This is a genomic window from Micromonospora halophytica, from assembly GCF_900090245.1.
Classification (GTDB): domain Bacteria; phylum Actinomycetota; class Actinomycetes; order Mycobacteriales; family Micromonosporaceae; genus Micromonospora; species Micromonospora halophytica.
On sequence record NZ_FMDN01000021.1, the window covers coordinates 55,600 to 71,847 of the forward strand.

Sequence of the window (16,248 nt, forward strand, 5' to 3'; positions counted from 1 at the left end):
GATGTGGGCGCGGCGGGGCGTACCTGTCAGGATTGACGACGACGTGCGCGCGGCCGGCCCCGGGCCGGTGGCGGCGGGCGGAAGTCGCCGCCCGCGCCCGCGCCCGCAAGCTCGCGATCGCAACCGACGGAGGTAGCCCGCACCGTGGCCCAGTTCATCTACGTCCTGGAAAAGGCGCGCAAGGCGCACGGCGACAAGGTCGTGCTCGACAACGTGACGCTGAACTTCCTGCCGGGGGCCAAGATCGGTGTGGTCGGTCCGAACGGCGCCGGTAAGTCCAGCCTCCTCAAGATCATGGCAGGGTGGGACCGGCCGAGCAACGGCGAGGCCCGGCTCATGCCCGGCTTCACCGTCGGCATGCTCGCCCAGGAGCCCCCGCTCAACGACGCCAAGACCGTCCTCGGCAACGTCGAGGAGGCGGTCGCCGAGACCAAGGCCAAGCTGGAGCGGTTCAACAAGATCGCCGAGCAGATGGCGACCGACTACTCCGACGAGCTGATGGAGGAGATGGGCCGGCTCCAGGAGGAGCTGGACCATGCCGACGCCTGGGACATCGACTCCAAGCTCGAACTGGCCATGGACGCGCTGCGCTGCCCGCCGCCGGACGCCGACGTGACCCAGCTCTCCGGCGGCGAGCGGCGCCGCGTGGCGCTGTGCAAGCTGCTGCTGGAGGCCCCCGACCTGCTGCTGCTCGACGAGCCCACCAACCACCTGGACGCGGAGAGCGTGCAGTGGCTGGAGCAGCACCTGGCCAAGTACGCCGGCACCGTCGTCGCCATCACCCACGACCGGTACTTCCTCGACAACGTGGCCAACTGGATCCTCGAGCTGGACCGCGGCCGCGCCTACCCGTACGAGGGCAACTACTCCACCTACCTGGAGAAGAAGGCCGCCCGGCTGGCCGTCGAGGGCCGCCGCGACGCCAAGATGAAGAAGCGCCTCTCCGAGGAGTTGGAGTGGGTCCGCTCCAACGCCAAGGCGAGGCAGACCAAGTCCAAGGCCCGCCTCGACCGGTACGACGAGATGGCCGCCGAGGCGGAGAAGACCCGCAAGCTGGACTTCGAGGAGATCCAGATCCCGCCGGGCCCGCGCCTGGGCAGCACGGTCATCGAGGCGCACAACCTCAGCAAGGGCTTCGGCGACCGCCTGCTGATCGACGACCTGTCCTTCTCGCTGCCGCGCAACGGCATCGTCGGCATCATCGGCCCGAACGGCGTCGGCAAGACCACCCTGTTCAAGACCATCGTCGGGTTGGAACAGCCGACCGGCGGCGAGGTCAAGGTCGGTCCCACCGTCTCGCTGTCGTACGTCGACCAGAACCGGCAGGGCCTCGACGGTGACAAGACCGTCTGGGAGGTCGTCTCCGACGGGCTGGACCACCTCATGGTCGGCAAGGTCGAGATGCCGTCCCGGGCGTACATCGCCGCCTTCGGCTTCAAGGGGCCGGACCAGCAGAAGCCGACCAAGGTGCTCTCCGGCGGCGAGCGCAACCGGCTCAACCTGGCGCTGACCCTGAAGATCGGCGGCAACGTGATCCTGCTCGACGAGCCGACCAACGACCTGGACGTGGAGACCCTCTCCAGCCTGGAGAACGCGCTGCTGGAGTTCCCCGGCTGCGCCGTGGTCATCTCCCACGACCGGATGTTCCTGGACCGGGTCGCCACGCACATCCTGGCCTGGGAGGGCGACGACGAGAACCCCTCCAGGTGGTTCTGGTTCGAGGGCAACTTCGAGGCGTACGAGAAGAACAAGATCGACCGGCTCGGCGCCGAGGCCGCCCGGCCGCACCGGGTGACCTACCGCAAGCTGACCCGCGACTGACGTGGCCGACCGGTTTGTCTACCACTGCACGCTGCGGTGGTCCGACCTGGACGCGTACGGCCACGTCAACAACGCCCGCTTCCTCACCCTGTACGAGGAGGCCCGGGTCGCGATGATGTTCGCCGGCGGCCGGGCGTGGGGCGTCGACTCGTTCTCCGACGGAGTGGTCATCCGCCGGCACGAGGTCGACTACCTGCGCCCGGTGGACTACGCGCTGGGCCGGGCCACCGCGGAGGCGGCCCCGAGCGTCCGCATCGAACTGTGGGTGGAGGAGATCCGGGCCTCCCGGTTCACCGTGGCCTACGAGTTGTACGACGGCGACGTGCTGGCCAGCACCGCCCGGTCGGTGCTGGTGCCGTTCGACCTGACCGCCAAGCGGCCCCGGCGGATCACCGACGACGAGCGGACCTTCCTGCTGTCGTACGCCCTGTCCAGCGGTGCGGCGTGAGCGGGGCGCCGGCCGTGACGCCGGGGCACGGGCTGGACGGCGTCGCCGACGCGGGCGCCTTCCTGTCCCGGCTGGTCCGCTTCGACCCGGCCACCGTGGTCCGGCTGCGGCCGGTCGACGGGGCCGGGCGGACCACCCTCTGGGCCCGGCTGCCATGGGACGTGCTGGTGGCCCGTACGGTGGCCGGCCGGGCGCCGTACGACGTCACGGTCGCCGCCGCGGACCTGCTGGCCCGGCTGGAGTCCGCCGACGGCGCGCTGCCGACCCGCCGGGACGACCGGTGGCGCTGGCCGCTGCCGCCGACGGCCGGTCGCGGGGTGGAGGCGTTGCCCGCCGGTGAACTGCGCCGGATCGCCGAGGCGGCGGCGGGCACCCTGCGCAGCGCGGCCACGCACGGTGTCGGCGGGCGTGCGGTGGGGCAGCGGATGCTGCGCGACGCGCTGCTCGACCACGTCGCGGTGGTGGTGACTCCGGACGACGCGCCGGGGGAGCCGGTCGAGGTGAGCCAGCGTCTGGTCCAGGGTCTGGTCCGGATGGGATTCCTCGGGCCGGTGGACTCTCCCGGCGAGGTGCAGGTCCGGGTGGTCGGCCGATGGGTCGGACTGGTCGGACCGTACGGAGCGGCATGGTCGCGGAAGGTTTCCGATCTTGCCGTCCGACCCCTCGGAAATCATCCGAAAGGATGAGCCGCACTCATTCTTCCGGGCTGGGGCTGGCGTTGGGGGGGTGCTTCCGCCCGGCTGTCCGGGTACCGTCCATCCTCGGATCCAACGCACCGTAGGCGTCCGGATCCGCTGGGGAGTGAGGTGCGCGAGCGATGCCGTGGTGGTCATGGCGCCCTGGTCCCGCCAGTGGCGGCGACCCGGAAACTCGAAGCGGGACCACAGTGGACAGCACCGTCCGGGTCGGACCACCGTCCCCCCGGCAGCCGGGGGACGACTGCAAGGCCGCCGACCGGTCGGTGATCGCCGACATGCCGGTCACCGTGGCCCCGGTCACCCTGCGCCGGGTCTGCGACGCCCTCGACCTGCTCGATGTGCGCTACCTGGCCGACGGTGACGGGAACCTGCTGGCCATGTGGGAGCGGCACGCGGTGCTGGTCACTCTTGAGGGTCCGGAGGACGAGATCCTGGTGATGCGGGCCCGTCCACACGCGACGGTGCCGCCGGACTGGGCGGACCGGGCCTACCGGGTGGTCAACGAGTGGAACCACACCCGCCGGTTCTGCAAGGCCTACATCGGCGACCCGACCGAGCGTGGTCAACTGCCCATCTACGCCGAGCTTCAGGTGCCGCTCGGCGCCGGCACCCACGACGCGCTCCTGGTCGAGATGCTCGACTGCGGCGCGGCCGTGGCGACCACCTTCGTCGACTGGCTGCACGACGAGGGCGCGCTGCTCTGAGCCGGCCACGGGGGCCGCAACGGGCTGCCCGCCGAGCCGCCAGGGTGACGCCTACCCGGCCGGGTCCTCCATGACGTTCACCAGGAAGTAGGCCGCGCGCTCCAGGTAGTCCCAGAGCGCCCCGGCGATCTCCGGTGGCAGGTCCAGCCGGTGGACGGCCCGCCGCATGTGGTGCAGCCAGGCGTCCCGCTCCGCGGCGCCGATCCGGAACGACGCGTGCCGCATCCGCAGCCGCGGGTGCCCGCGCTGGGCCGAGTAGGTGTGCGGGCCGCCCCAGTACTGCATCAGGAAGAGCGTCAGGCGGTCGGCGGCCGGCCCGAGGTCCTCCTCCGGGTACATCGGCCGCAGCAGCGGGTCGGTGGCGACGCCGGCGTAGAACTCGTCGACCAGCTTGCGGAAGGTGGGCTCGCCGCCGACCGCTTCGAAGAGGGTCATCGACGGCTCGGTACGGTCGGATTCACCTGCGGGGTTCACCGCTCCATCCTGCCAGGTGCGCCGGGCCGCCGGTCGCCGCGTACCGGTCGGGCGGCTGCCGATCACGTCACAGCGTGGCTGCGCCGCCCCCGCTCGCCGGTGCGGCCCTCCGCGGCCGGCTGCCCGTCGTGGCGCCGCGGGTCGGCGGGGGAGCGGGACCGGTCACCGGTCACCGGGTCCTCGGAGTTGGCCCGGTCGGCCGCCTCGACGGCCGCTTCGACGGTCCGTCGGTCCGGCCAGCGCAACGCGGTGAAGAGCATCAGCAGGACGCCGCCGGCGCTCCACAGGCCGACCACCGTCGGGATGGGGAAGTGGTCGGCGAAGAGCCCGGTGATCAGCACCGCGCCGCCCTGGATGACCTGCATGCCGGTGGCCATCACGCCGAAGGCTCGGGCCCGGAAGCCGTTCGGCAGGGCGCGGACGAAGAGGCCGTTGGCGGTCGGCAGCAGGCCGGCGACGGCGAAGCCGCAGGTCGCCGCGAGTAGGGCCACCACCAGCGGCGGCGGGTCGAACAGCGCCGGCACCAGCGCCAGCGGCGCGGCCACCGCCAGCGGGCGCATCAGGGTGAGCCGGCGGGCCGGCGCGACCGCCCGCCCGACCAGCAGTCCACCGAGGATGAAGCCGGCCGGGTTGGCCGCCATGATCACGGCCTGGGCCAGGCCGGTGTCCATTCCGGGGTCGGTGCGCTCGCCGGCCCAGGCCGCGGCGAGTCCCTCGGGGACGATGGAGAAGAGCATGGCGCTGAAGACCAGCAGGGCGATCGCCCGCAGGACGGGGTTGCCGAACACGATCCGGAACCCCTCGCCGGTCTCTCGGAGGAGGTGGGTGCGGTGCGCGGCCGTCATCGCGGACGCCCGCTCGCGGACGCCCCAGCGCACCAGCGCGGCAGACACGGCGAACGTCATCGCGTTGATCAGCAGCGCGGCGGTGGTGTTCCAGGTGGCCACGGCCGCTCCGAGCAGGTAGCCGACCACCTGGGCGGCCTGGCCGAAGCTGGCGTTCAGCGACAGCCCGACGACCAGCCGGTCGCCGCTGAGGATGGCCGGCATGAGCGCCGACCGGGCGGCCTGGCTCGGCGGATTGGCGAGCGTGGTGGCGAAGAGCAGGGCGAGGATCGCCCAGACCGGCGTGCCCGGGATGGCGATCAGCGTCATCAGCGCCATCCGGACCAGGTCGCAGACCACCATCACGCGCCGGTACGGGTAGCGCTCCGCGAGTGCGGCGAGCAGTGGCCCGCCGACCAGCCAGGGGAGGTAGCTGACCGCGAACGCGGCGGCGGAGAGCGCGATCGACTCGCTCTCCCGGTAGACGAGGACGGTGACCGCGGCCTTCGCCACGTAGTCGCCGATCCAGGAGAGGAGGCTCGCGGTGAGGACCGCCCGGTACTCGGACTGGCCGAACACCTCACGGAAGGTTGCCGGCCCGTCCGGAGAGGGTCGCTCGTCGGACACCGTCGCCTCCATCGAGCCCGCCGACGGCCACTCGTGACGGCCTTGACGGGGCCCTGTCGTCAGATCTACGGATCAGCGAGGACATGATCACGCTCCGGGGAGCGTGTGCACCGGATTCTGCCCGATCGTCTGAGAACTGGCTAGGGTGAACGGACGGATCGTCGCATCTCCGACTGAACGAACGGACGATACCCGAGGGGTCACGCGGTCGGGAAGCCCCGGATTTCGGATCACCGCGGTCGGACGGCTCATCCCGAGGTCAGGTCGCCCCGCCCTGGCCCGTGGGTGGAGGGCCGCTGGCGCCCTGGGCGCCGTTGGCGCCGCCCGGGGCGGCGGTCGTCGTGGGCACCTGCGGCAGGCCCGGGTAGAGCCGGGCGGCGGCGATCTTCGCGGTGATGCCCGAGTTCTCCAGCGCCTCGGCCAGCCGGCGGCGCAGCTCCCGGCCGACCGCGAACTGGCCGTCCGCCGTCGTCTTGACCACCGTCCGGATCACCGCCCCGTCCACCGTCATCTGCTCGACGCCCAGCACCTCCGGCTCCTCGACGATCTCCGAGGCCAGTTCCGGGTCCATCGCCAGCGAGGCCGCGGCGGTACGCAGCACTGCGGTGGCTTCCTCGGTGCTGGCGAATCCGATCGGCAGGTCCACCACCACCAGGGCCCAGCCCTGGCTCTTGTTGCCGACCCGGACGATCTCCCCGTTGCGGATGTACCAGAGCACCCCGCGTCCGTCCCGGACCGTGGTGACCCGCAGCCCCACCGACTCGACCACGCCGGTCGCCTCGCCCAGGTCCACCGTGTCGCCCACGCCGTACTGGTCCTCGATGAGCATGAACAGGCCGGCGATCAGGTCCTTCACCAGACTCTGCGCGCCGAAGCCGAGGGCGACGCCGGCGATGCCGGCGCTGGCCAGCAGTGGAGCCAGGTCGAAGCTGAACTCCTTGAGGACCATCAGCAGCGCGATGCCGAAGACGAACGCGGTGACCATGCTGCGCAGCACCGAGCCGATCGCCTCGGCCCGCTGCCGGCGGCGCTCCGGGACGAACTCCTCCGGATTGCCCGACGCGGACGGGATCCGCTCGCGCAGCGGCCGGAGCATCGTCGGCACCGCGCCCTCGCTGGTGGTGCGGACCAGCCGGTTGATCGTCCGGTGCAGCGCCCAGCGGGCCACCAGGGCCAGCAGCAGGATCAGGACCACCCGCAGCGGCTTGAGCAGGATCCAGTAGCTGCCCTCGGCGAACCAGGTGGAGCCGGTCACCTCCAGCACGCCCTGGCACAGGGGGTCGTCCAGGCACTCCCGCGACGGCGACGGGTCGATGATCGGCTCGGCGAGGATCGTCAGATCGGTGGGGCTCACCCTGCTTTCGTACCGCAACGGTCGCGGCGATCGGCCGCCGACCCACCGGCGGCCCGGCCTCGACGACCGCCGTGATCATCCGGGGCCGAACCGGTCATCTTCACACGAGGGGAAGAAGCTTCACGGGGGACCCCGGATTAGTACGTGCAATCCGGGGCCTTATCAGGGACGATTGGCGCACGGACGTCGGTGATCCCGCCGGCGTCGGTCGTGGTCACCCCCTTGCCCGGGGCACGGCCGGCGTGGCCAGCGGTGGGAGCGGCTGGACCGGGAGGGTGAGCACGATGCCTGACATACGACCCACGGTGGGCTCCGGCGCGCTGGTTCTCAACGCCACCTACGAGCCGCTGTGTGTCGTGTCGGTGCGTCGCGCCGCCATTCTCGTGCTCTCCGCCAAGGCGGTCTGTGTCGCCGACGGCGACGGGGTGCTGCACAGCGCCCGCAACGCGCTCCCCGTCCCCTCCGTGGTCCGGCTGACCCGTTTTGTCCGGGTGCCGTACCGGACCCACGTCGGGCTCTCCCGGCGGGCCATCTTCGCCCGTGACGGCTGGCGGTGTGTCTACTGCCGGGGGCCGGCGGAGACCATCGACCACGTCTTCCCGCGTAGTCGGGGCGGCCGGCACGCCTGGGAGAACGTGGTCGCCGCCTGCGCCCGGTGCAACCACACCAAGGGCGACAAGACCCCGGCCGAGCTGGGCTGGCGGCTGCACCACCACCCGGCCGCCCCGAAGGGGACGGCCTGGCGGGTGCTCGGGCACCGGGCCCCCGACCCGCGCTGGGCCGACTGGCTCGACCTGCGCGAGCCGCTGCGGGAGGCCGAGGCCGCCTGAGCCGCTCCGCGCGGCCGGTGGGCGGGCCGGCGCGCTCATCCCTCGTGCGCCCGGACCAGTGAGGCGTACACCACCACGTTGTCGGCGTAGCCGGTGTCGCCGCCGACCCAGCGGCCACCGCAGGTGATCAGGCGCAGGTTGGGGCGACTGAAGTCGCCGTATATCTCGTCCACCGGCAGCTTCTCCTTGCCGTGCCGCTGCACCTGGTCGACCTCGAAGACGGCCACCTTCCCGTCCCGCCGGGTCACCTCCACCTCGTCGCCGTCGCGCAGCCGCGTGAGGCCGTGGAAGACGGCCGGGCCGGTGCTGGTGTCGACGTGCCCGACGATCACCGCCGGGCCGTACTGACCGGGGGTCGGGCTCTGGTCGTACCAGGCCGCCTCCTGGGCGCGGGCGGCGTCCGGCACCCCGATGCTGCCGTCCGGGGCGATGCCGACGTGGTGCACCGGCGCCCGCAGGTCGATCCGGTCGATCGCGATTCCGGTCGGCGGGCTGCCCGGCAGCACCGGGAACTTCTTCGGCGGCGGGCGCAGGCCGGCGATGAACCGGTCCGGCAGCACGCTGAGGCCGGTCACCTGTTCCACGCCGAGCATGGCGACGATCAGCGCCATCAGGCCGGCGACCACCATGACCGGCAGGCCCGGACTGCGGCTCCGGTAGCGGCCCGGCCGGGCCGGGCGCCGGGACGCGGGTCGTACCGCAGCGGCGTGGGCGACCGGGTCGGCGGTGGTCACGCTGGCGGAGACGGCCTGGCCGGCCACCCGGCGGAAGCGGCCGGCCGCGCGGGCCGCGAGCCGGGCGGCGGCCCGGACCCGACCCGACCGTGGCGTACGCGAACGTGCGCGGGCCATGGTGGCCTCGGGTCAGGATCCGGTCCCGGCCCGACGACGGCTCCCGCCGAACACGCCGAGCCCGGCCACCACGGCGACCACGGCCAGGCCGCCGACGAGCAGCAGCGAGCCGACTCCCCGGTCCCCGACGGTGCCGCCGCCACCGGTCGCCGGGCCCTTGCTCGGCTGAGCCATGTTCAGCACGGTCAGCGTGGTCTGGGCGGTGTTGCCGTCGGGACAGCGCAGGTTCACCGGGTAGTCGCCCGGTTCCTTACCGCTCGGGATGGTGACCGCCCCGGTCAGGAAGCCGTTGTCCGGTCGGACGACGACCCGCCCGAAGGCGTCGGACTGCACGCTGGCCTGCTGGTTGTTGGCGGTGTCGCAACTGGCCCGGATGTTCACCCGGGTCCCGGCCTGTGCGGTGTTCGGGGTGACCTCGACGAAGGTGTTCTCCCCAGCCCAGGCCGGTGTGGCCGTCCCCAGCACGAAGGCCGCGACCAGTGTGAACATCGCCAGTACGGCGGAAAAGGCACGACGGTGCCCGATGAGCCCCCGCATGATTCTCCCCTCCCGGCACGATCGCCGGAATCCTGCGACGGGTGTTCGGGCCTGCATTCCCGCTGGCCCGGTGCCAAACCAGGGATGGTGTTACTGACAGTGGCCGGGGGTGGTGTCGCTCTGCGTGATCGCGGCATCGGCCCCCGCGCTTGCCGTGCGGACGCTTTGCTCTGCACCCGCCCACGCGCCAAGGCCGTGAGCAGCAGTTTCGGTGAAGAGGTCAGCGGATGGTGGGTCCGCTGCCTATCACGCCACGTAGCTGGCGCGTTTGTGGGTGCAGAGCAAAGCGTCCGACGTGCTGCTGCCGTCCCCGGAGCAGGAGTGACATCACGTCACGATCGGCCTCCGTCGCCCGAGCCGGCCGTCGCCCGAGCCGGCCGTCGCCCGAGCCGGCCGTCGGCCGTCGGTCGAGCCGGGTGCCGGGCTCAGCGCCGTCGGGCGGGCGGGGGCGGCGGGTCGGTGCGTGGCGGCAGTGGGCCGACCGGGTGCCAGCCCAGCGGGGTGGAGAGCACCATGGTGCTGGACGGCTGGCCGTACGGGGCGAGTCGGTCGATGACCGCCTCGAACCCCTCCATCGACCTGGCGGCCACCTTGAGCATGCTGCACGCGTCGCCGGTGATCCGGTGGATCTCCCGGATCTCCGGCCAGCCGGCCACCGCCGGGTCGTGCAGGATGCAGCGTGGCCCGTAACAGGACATCCGGATCAGTGCGAGCACGCTACGGCCGGCCCGGGTCAGGTCGACGTGGGCGTGGTAACCGGTGATCACCCCGGCCTCCTCCAGCCGGCGGACCCGCTCGGCCACCGCCGGCGGGGACAGGTGCACCCGTCGGGACAGCTCGCTGTACGACAGGCGGGCGTCGGCCTGCAGTTCCCGCAGCAGCGCCCAGTCCATGTCGTCCACGCCTGAACTTTACCTTCCGTAAGCTCAACCGGCCCAGCGCCTTGCAGGCCGAAGGTGATCCCCCCTGATGACCGTCGAATCGGCATTCCGTCCGCCGATCCGGCCGGGGGATCATGTCGTATCCGGCTCAGGGAGGAGACGAGAAGGTGGAGCAGACGGACCTGCGGGCGCCCACCCTGACCGCGGCGGTGCGCCCGGCCACCCCCCAGCAGCGGGCTGCTCGGGCCGCCCGCAACGGCGGCGAGCCCACGCTCGAGTTCGCCGACCGGGTGCCGTACGACGCTTACGTGCACGCCAGCACCCTGCACCGGTTGCAGCAGCCGCTCAGCGACGACCCGGGCGAGATGTCGTTCCTCATGGTCAGCCAGATCATGGAGCTCTACTTCGGACTGACCTGCCACGAGCTGCGGCAGGCCCAGCAGGACCTGCGCGCCGACCGGATCTGGGACGCCCTGGCCCCGCTGCGCCGGGCCGCGCTGCACCTCGAAGGGCTCAACGCCGCCTGGCGCGGGCTGCGCTGGATGACCCCGGCCGACTTCAACCGGTTCCGCAACCTGCTCGGTGAGGGCTCCGGTTTCCAGTCCGCGATGTACCGGCACCTGGAGTTCCTGCTCGGCCTGCGTGACCCGGCCCTGATCCGCCCGTTTCGCCGGCAGCCGCAGGTGTACGACGAGCTGCGCGCCACCCTCGCCGCGCCGAGCCTCTGGGACGAGGTGCTCGCCCTGCTCGCCCGGCACGGTCACGACCTCCCCGCCGACCTGCTCGACCGGGACGTCGCCGTCGAGCACCAGCCGCACCCGGCGGTCGAGGCGGCCTGGGTGACGGTCTACGACGACGGCGGCCCGGAGAACCAGCTCCGCCTGCTCGGCGAGGCCCTCACCGAGGTGGCCGAGCAGTTCGGCGACTGGCGGTGGAACCACGTCAAGGCCGTCCAGCGCACGATGGGCGCCAAGGTCGGCAGCGGTGGCTCCGCCGGCCTGGCCTGGCTGCAACGGAGCATGGCCCGGGTGGTCTTCCCGGAGCTGTGGTCGGCCCGGACCGCGATGTGACCCGGAGGACGGACGTGCGCATCCCGGAGCAGGAGGCCCACCGCCTCGACCAGGCCGACCCCGGCCACCGCCACCTCTTCCGCGTGCCGCCCGCCGACGGTGGCCGCTACCCGGAGGCCGCCTACCTGGCCGGCAACTCGCTCGGCCTTCAGCCCCGGGCCACCCGCGCGGAACTCCTCGCCGACCTGGACGCGTGGAGCCGGCTCGGCGTCGAGGGGCACCTGGAGGCCGAGCGGCCGTGGCTGCCGTACCACGAGCTGTTGACCGCCCCCGCCGCGCGACTGGTCGGCGCGTTGCCGGTGGAGACCGTGGTGATGAACTCCCTCACGGTCAACCTGCACCTGCTGATGGTGAGCTTCTACCGGCCGGCGGGACGGCGGAGCAGGATCGTCGTCGAGGACGCCGCCTTCCCCTCGGACTCATACGCCGTGCGCAGCCAGGCCCGCTTCCACGGCCTGGACCCGGACACCACGGTGGTGCGCCTGAAGCCCCGCCCCGGCGAGGAGACCCTGCGGACCGAGGACGTCACCGGCTTCCTCGCCGCCGAGGGCGACACGGTCGCGCTGGTGCTGCTCGGCGGGGTCAACTACCTCACCGGCGAGCTGATGGACATCGCGGCGATCACCGCCGCCGGCCGGGCGGCCGGCGCGGTCGTCGGCTGGGACCTGGCGCACGCCGTCGGCAACGTCCCGCTGGCGCTGCACGACTGGGACGTCGACTTCGCCGCCTGGTGCTCGTACAAGTACCTCAACTCGGGGCCGGGCGCGCTGGCCGGCGTCTTCGTCCACCAGCGGCACCTCGGCGACCCGGACCTGCCCCGCTTCGAGGGCTGGTGGAGCACCGAGGCGGCCACCCGCTTCGAGATGACCCCGGTCTCCCGGCCACCGGCGACGGTGGAGGCGTGGCAGGTCTCCAACCCGCCGATCTTCGCGATGGGGCCGGTGCGTACCTCGCTGGAGCTCTTCGACTCCGTCGGCATGCCGGCGCTGCGGGAGCGCAGCGTCCGGCTCACCGGCTTCCTGGAGCGGCTGCTCGACGAGGTCACCGCCGATCGGCCGCTGACCGTGGTCACCCCGCGCGACCCGGCCCGGCGCGGCTGCCAGCTCTCGGTGCGGATCGGCGCGGGCAGCGCCGCCGAGCTGACCAAGCGGCTGCGCCACGAGCACGGGGTGGTCGCCGACGCCCGGGAGCCGGACATCGTCCGGTTCGCCCCGGTGCCGCTGTACTCGACGTACCACGACTGCTGGCGGGTCGCCGACGCGCTGGCCGCGACGGTGGAGCAGAGCCGATGAGCGAACGGGACGAGATCGCGGTGGTCGGGGCCGGGCTGGCCGGCTGCCTGCTGGCCTGCTTCCTGGCCCGGCGTGGCTACCCGGTCGCGCTCTACGAGCGGCGGCCGGACCCGCGCACCGGGCAGGTCGAGCGGGGTCGCTCGATCAACCTGGCGCTCTCCGAGCGGGGTCTCGACGCGCTGCGCCGCATCGGTCTGGCCGATCAGGTGATGGCGGACGCGTTGCCGATGCGGGGCCGGATGATCCACCCGGTCGCCGGGGAGCCGCAGTTCCAGCCGTACAGCGTCGCCGGGGACCGGGCGATCAACTCGATCAGCCGGGGCGCGCTGAACAACGCTCTGCTCACCGCCGCCGAAGCGCTGCCGGGGGTGCGGATCGCCTTCGACCACCGGCTGGTCGGTCTCGACCCGGCCGGTGGTGAAATGACCTTCAAGACCCCGCAGGGAAAGGTCACGGCCACCGCCTCGGTCGTCCTCGGCGCAGACGGCGCCGGCTCCGCGGTGCGTGGGCAACTCCTCGGGTACGGCGTGCTCGACGAGAGCCTGGACTTCCTCGACTACGGCTACAAGGAGCTGACCATCCCGCCGGTCGGCGGCGAGTTCGCCCTCGACCCGGCTGCGCTGCACATCTGGCCGCGCGGCACCTCGATGATGATCGCGTTGCCGAACCCGGACCGCTCCTTCACCTGCACGCTCTTCTGGCCCACCCACGGCACCGCGAGTTTCGCCTCGCTGGGCAGCCCGGCCGCGATCGAACGGCACTTCGCCACCCACTACCCGGACCTGCTCCCGCTCGCGCCCAACCTGGTCGACGACTACCGGCACAACCCGATCGGGGTGCTCGGGACGGTCCGGTGCGCGCCCTGGCAGGTCGACGGTCGGGTGGGCCTGATCGGCGATGCGGCGCACGCCATCGTCCCCTTCTACGGCCAGGGCGCGAACTGCGCCTTCGAGGACGTGGTGGAACTGGACCGCTGCCTGGACGACACCGGCGACGACTGGTCCGCCGCGCTCCCGCTGTACCAGCGGCGGCGGCAGGAGAACGCCGAGGCGATCGCCCGGATGGCGCTGGCCAACTTCGTGGAGATGCGTGACCGGGTCGCCTCCCCGGTCTTCCAGGCCCGCAAGCGGATCGAGCACGCCCTGGAACGGGCCCTGCCCGGCCGGTACGTCTCCCAGTACGAGCTGGTCTCCTTCTCCACCACCCCGTACGCCGAGGTGCGGCGGCGGGTGCGGCGGCAGTACCGGGTGCTGGCGGCGGTGGCCGCCGGGACGGCGGCGGTGCTGGCCGGCGCGGTCGGCGCGGCGACCGGTCGGGGCAGGCGCGGATGAGCCTCTGGGATCCCCGGCTGATGGCCGGGCACGCGCCGGACGGGCCGGGTCTGCTGCGCCACTTCGTCGGCGGCGAGTTCGTCGACGCCGGGGCGCGGTTCACCAAGCGCAGCCCGGTCACCGGTGAGCCGGTCTTCGAGGTGGCCGAGGCGTCGTCGGCCACGGTGGACGACGCGGTGGCCGCCGCCAGGGCGGCGCTGCGCGGGCCGTGGGGCCGGACGGGGGAGCGGGAGCGCGCCGAGGTGCTGCGCCGCATCGCCGACGAACTGGAGCGCCGCTTCGACGACCTGGTCGCCGCCGAGGTCGCCGACACCGGCAAGGCCATCTCCCAGGCCCGCACCCTGGACGTCCCGCGCGGCGCGGCCAACTTCCGGGCCTTCGCCGAGATCGTGGCGACCGCGCCGACCGAGTCGTTCACCACGGTCACCCCGACCGGCGGCCGGGCGCTCAACTACGCCGTCCGCAAGCCGGTCGGCGTGGTCGCGGTGGTGGTGCCGTGGAACCTGCCGCTGCTGCTGCTCACCTGGAAGGTGGCCCCGGCGCTGGCCTGCGGCAACGCGGTGGTGGTCAAGCCCAGCGAGGAGACCCCCGCCTCGGCGACCCTGCTCGCCGAGGTGATGGCCGCCGCCGGCGTGCCCGACGGGGTGTTCAACCTGGTGCACGGCTTCGGCCCCGGCTCGGCGGGGGAGTTCCTCACCCGGCACCCCGGCGTCGACGCGATCACCTTCACCGGCGAGTCGGCCACCGGCGGCGCGATCATGCGGGCCGCCGCGGACGGGGTGAAGGCGGTCAGCTTCGAGTTGGGCGGCAAGAACGCCGGGCTGGTCTTCGCCGACGCCGACCTGGACGCGGCGGTCGCCGGCTCGGTGCGGTCCAGCTTCACCAACGGCGGTCAGGTCTGCCTCTGCACCGAGCGGATCTACGTGCAGCGCCCGGTCTTCGAGGAGTTCACCGCCCGGCTGGCGAAGCGGGCCGGCGAGCTGGCGTACGGCTGGCCGGCCGACGAGGCCACGGTGAACATGCCGCTGATCTCGCACGGGCACCGGGACAAGGTGCTCGGCCACTACGGTCTGGCCCGCGCCGAGGGCGCCGAGGTGCGCACCGGGGGTGGGGTGCCGCGCTTCGGCGACGCCCGCGACGGCGGCGCGTACGTGCAGCCGACCGTGCTGACCGGGCTCGGGCCGCACGCCCGGACCAACACCGAGGAGATCTTCGGCCCGGTGGTGCACGTGGCGCCCTTCGACGACGAGGACGAGGCGTACGCGCTGGCCAACGGCACCGAGTACGGCCTGGCGGCGACGGTCTGGACCCGCGACGTCGGTCGGGCGCACCGGGCCGGGGCGCGGCTGGACGCCGGGATCGTCTGGGTGAACACCTGGTTCCTGCGTGACCTGCGTACCCCGTTCGGCGGGGTGAAGGCCTCCGGCATCGGCCGGGAGGGCGGCGTGCACTCCCTCGACTTCTACTCCGAACTCACCAACGTCTGCGTGGACCTGTCGTGACCGCGCGCAGCGGGCAGAATGCACGGCATCGTGAGCGCGAGGAGTGAGCCGGTCTTGCGAGCCCCGCAGTCGCGAACCTGGAGGCATCGTGAGCGCGAGGAGTGAGCCGGTCTTGCGAGCCCCGCAGTCGCGAACCTGGAGGCATCGTGAGCGAGCGCAGCGAGGAGCGGGGATGACTGTCGACATCGAAGCGGCCAACCGGGAGCTGGCCGAGGCCCGGACCAGCGGCAAGCCCTGTGCGCCGCTGCGGGGGCGGCTGCTGCCGGAGGGGGACGTCGAGTCGGCGTACCGGGTGCAGCAGCTCCAGGCGCGGGCCTGGCAGGGCCGGGGTGAGCGCCGGGTGGGCGCGAAGATCGGGCTGACCTCGCGGGCGGCGCAGGACAGCTTCGGCGTCCACCAACCGGACTTCGGGTTGCTGACCCATGTGATGGCGGTCGGGGATGGCGTCGAGGTGGCGATCGACCGGCTGATCCAGCCCAGGGTGGAGGCCGAGGTCGCTTTCGTGCTCGGTCGGGACCTGACCGAGGAGCGGGTCACCACCGTCGACCTGATCGGCGCGGTCGACCACGTGCTGCCGGCGATCGAGATCGTCGACTCGCGGATCGCCGGCTGGGACATCTCCATCGTGGACACCGTCGCCGACAACGCCTCCAGCGGCATGTACGTGCTCGGCACCAGGCCCCGCCGGCTGGCCGACGTCGATCTGCGGCTGGCCGGCATGGTCCTGGAACACGCCGGGGAGCCGGTCTCGGTCGGTGCCGGGGCGGCCTGCATGGGCAGCCCGCTCAACGCCCTGCAGTGGCTCGCCGGGACGCTCGCCCGCGCCGGGGACCCGCTGCGCGCCGGGGACGTGGTCCTCTCCGGGTCGCTGGGCCCGGTGGTGCCGGTGGTCCCCGGCGGGGCGTACGAGGCGCGGATCTCCGGGCTCGGCTCGGTGCGGACCTGTTTCTCCAAGGGGTTGTCGTGAACGCGGGCCCCGCAGTCGCGTACGAGGACGGTGCGGC

The 16,248-nt window shown here is 72.8% G+C and carries 16 protein-coding genes; 10 read left to right on the top strand and 6 right to left on the bottom strand.

Annotated elements, in window-relative coordinates:
* Positions 1–144: 144 nt before the first annotated feature.
* From ettA to GA0070560_RS22725, 4 genes are all read left to right on the top strand, one after another.
* A complete protein-coding gene (ettA, locus tag GA0070560_RS22710; protein ID WP_091301241.1) occupies positions 145–1,821 on the top strand; it encodes an energy-dependent translational throttle protein EttA in 1,677 nt (558 codons plus the stop codon).
* Position 1,822: 1 nt separating this feature from the next.
* The gene (locus GA0070560_RS22715; protein WP_091301243.1) at positions 1,823–2,269 is read left to right on the top strand and encodes an acyl-CoA thioesterase; all 447 of its coding nucleotides are present in this window, start codon (positions 1,823–1,825) and stop codon (positions 2,267–2,269) included.
* Positions 2,266–2,955 carry a DUF8185 domain-containing protein gene (locus GA0070560_RS22720; protein WP_170839534.1) on the top strand — a complete coding sequence of 230 codons (690 nt, stop codon included), beginning with the start codon at positions 2,266–2,268 and terminating at the stop codon, positions 2,953–2,955. Before GA0070560_RS22715 ends, GA0070560_RS22720 begins: the two co-directional genes overlap by 4 nt.
* Before the next feature lie 131 nt (positions 2,956–3,086).
* On the top strand, positions 3,087–3,671 hold the full coding sequence (locus tag GA0070560_RS22725; protein ID WP_091301245.1) for a type III secretion system chaperone family protein: 585 nt from the start codon (positions 3,087–3,089) through the stop codon (positions 3,669–3,671).
* 51 nt (positions 3,672–3,722) lie between these two features.
* Here the strand turns inward: GA0070560_RS22725 and GA0070560_RS22730 are convergent, their stop codons facing one another.
* The 3 genes from GA0070560_RS22730 to GA0070560_RS22740 all read right to left on the bottom strand — a co-directional run bounded on the left by GA0070560_RS22730 (position 3,723) and on the right by GA0070560_RS22740 (position 6,950).
* Positions 3,723–4,145 carry a globin gene (locus tag GA0070560_RS22730; protein WP_091301247.1) on the bottom strand — a complete coding sequence of 141 codons (423 nt, stop codon included), beginning with the start codon at positions 4,143–4,145 and terminating at the stop codon, positions 3,723–3,725.
* Between the two features lie 62 nt (positions 4,146–4,207).
* Complete coding sequence (locus tag GA0070560_RS22735) at positions 4,208–5,608, bottom strand: MFS transporter (RefSeq protein ID WP_091301249.1); 1,401 nt, start codon at positions 5,606–5,608, stop codon at positions 4,208–4,210.
* A gap of 247 nt (positions 5,609–5,855) precedes the next feature.
* Positions 5,856–6,950, bottom strand: coding sequence for a mechanosensitive ion channel family protein (locus tag GA0070560_RS22740; RefSeq protein ID WP_425412697.1), 1,095 nt, complete (start codon positions 6,948–6,950; stop codon positions 5,856–5,858).
* 284 nt (positions 6,951–7,234) lie between these two features.
* Here GA0070560_RS22740 and GA0070560_RS22745 point away from each other — a divergent pair, with 284 nt between their 5' ends.
* The gene (locus GA0070560_RS22745; protein WP_091301324.1) at positions 7,235–7,780 is read left to right on the top strand and encodes an HNH endonuclease; all 546 of its coding nucleotides are present in this window, start codon (positions 7,235–7,237) and stop codon (positions 7,778–7,780) included.
* A gap of 35 nt (positions 7,781–7,815) precedes the next feature.
* Here GA0070560_RS22745 and GA0070560_RS22750 read toward each other — a convergent pair whose 3' ends face one another.
* From GA0070560_RS22750 to GA0070560_RS22760, 3 genes are all read right to left on the bottom strand, one after another.
* Positions 7,816–8,631 (bottom strand): class F sortase, encoded by an 816-nt coding sequence (locus tag GA0070560_RS22750; RefSeq protein ID WP_091301250.1) that lies wholly within the window; start codon positions 8,629–8,631, stop codon positions 7,816–7,818.
* A 12-nt stretch (positions 8,632–8,643) separates the two neighbouring features.
* A complete protein-coding gene (locus GA0070560_RS22755; RefSeq protein WP_245675660.1) occupies positions 8,644–9,168 on the bottom strand; it encodes a hypothetical protein in 525 nt (174 codons plus the stop codon).
* 425 nt (positions 9,169–9,593) lie between these two features.
* On the bottom strand, positions 9,594–10,070 hold the full coding sequence (locus GA0070560_RS22760) for an Lrp/AsnC family transcriptional regulator (RefSeq protein WP_091301252.1): 477 nt from the start codon (positions 10,068–10,070) through the stop codon (positions 9,594–9,596).
* Positions 10,071–10,216: 146 nt separating this feature from the next.
* Here GA0070560_RS22760 and GA0070560_RS22765 point away from each other — a divergent pair, with 146 nt between their 5' ends.
* From GA0070560_RS22765 to GA0070560_RS22785, 5 genes are all read left to right on the top strand, one after another.
* Positions 10,217–11,119, top strand: a complete 903-nt coding sequence (locus GA0070560_RS22765) for a tryptophan 2,3-dioxygenase (protein WP_091301254.1) — start codon at positions 10,217–10,219, stop codon at positions 11,117–11,119.
* A complete protein-coding gene (kynU, locus tag GA0070560_RS22770) occupies positions 11,095–12,411 on the top strand; it encodes a kynureninase (RefSeq protein WP_170839535.1) in 1,317 nt (438 codons plus the stop codon). Before GA0070560_RS22765 ends, kynU begins: the two co-directional genes overlap by 25 nt.
* Positions 12,408–13,742: an FAD-dependent oxidoreductase gene (locus tag GA0070560_RS22775; protein ID WP_091301256.1), complete on the top strand. Its 1,335-nt coding sequence runs from the start codon at positions 12,408–12,410 to the stop codon at positions 13,740–13,742. The genes kynU and GA0070560_RS22775 overlap by 4 nt, the downstream gene beginning before the upstream one ends.
* Positions 13,743–13,762: 20 nt before the next feature.
* On the top strand, positions 13,763–15,244 hold the full coding sequence (locus GA0070560_RS22780) for a 2-hydroxymuconic semialdehyde dehydrogenase (protein WP_091301330.1): 1,482 nt from the start codon (positions 13,763–13,765) through the stop codon (positions 15,242–15,244).
* 172 nt (positions 15,245–15,416) lie between these two features.
* Complete coding sequence (locus GA0070560_RS22785; RefSeq protein ID WP_091301258.1) at positions 15,417–16,211, top strand: 2-keto-4-pentenoate hydratase; 795 nt, start codon at positions 15,417–15,419, stop codon at positions 16,209–16,211.
* The last annotated feature ends 37 nt before the right edge of the window (positions 16,212–16,248 follow it).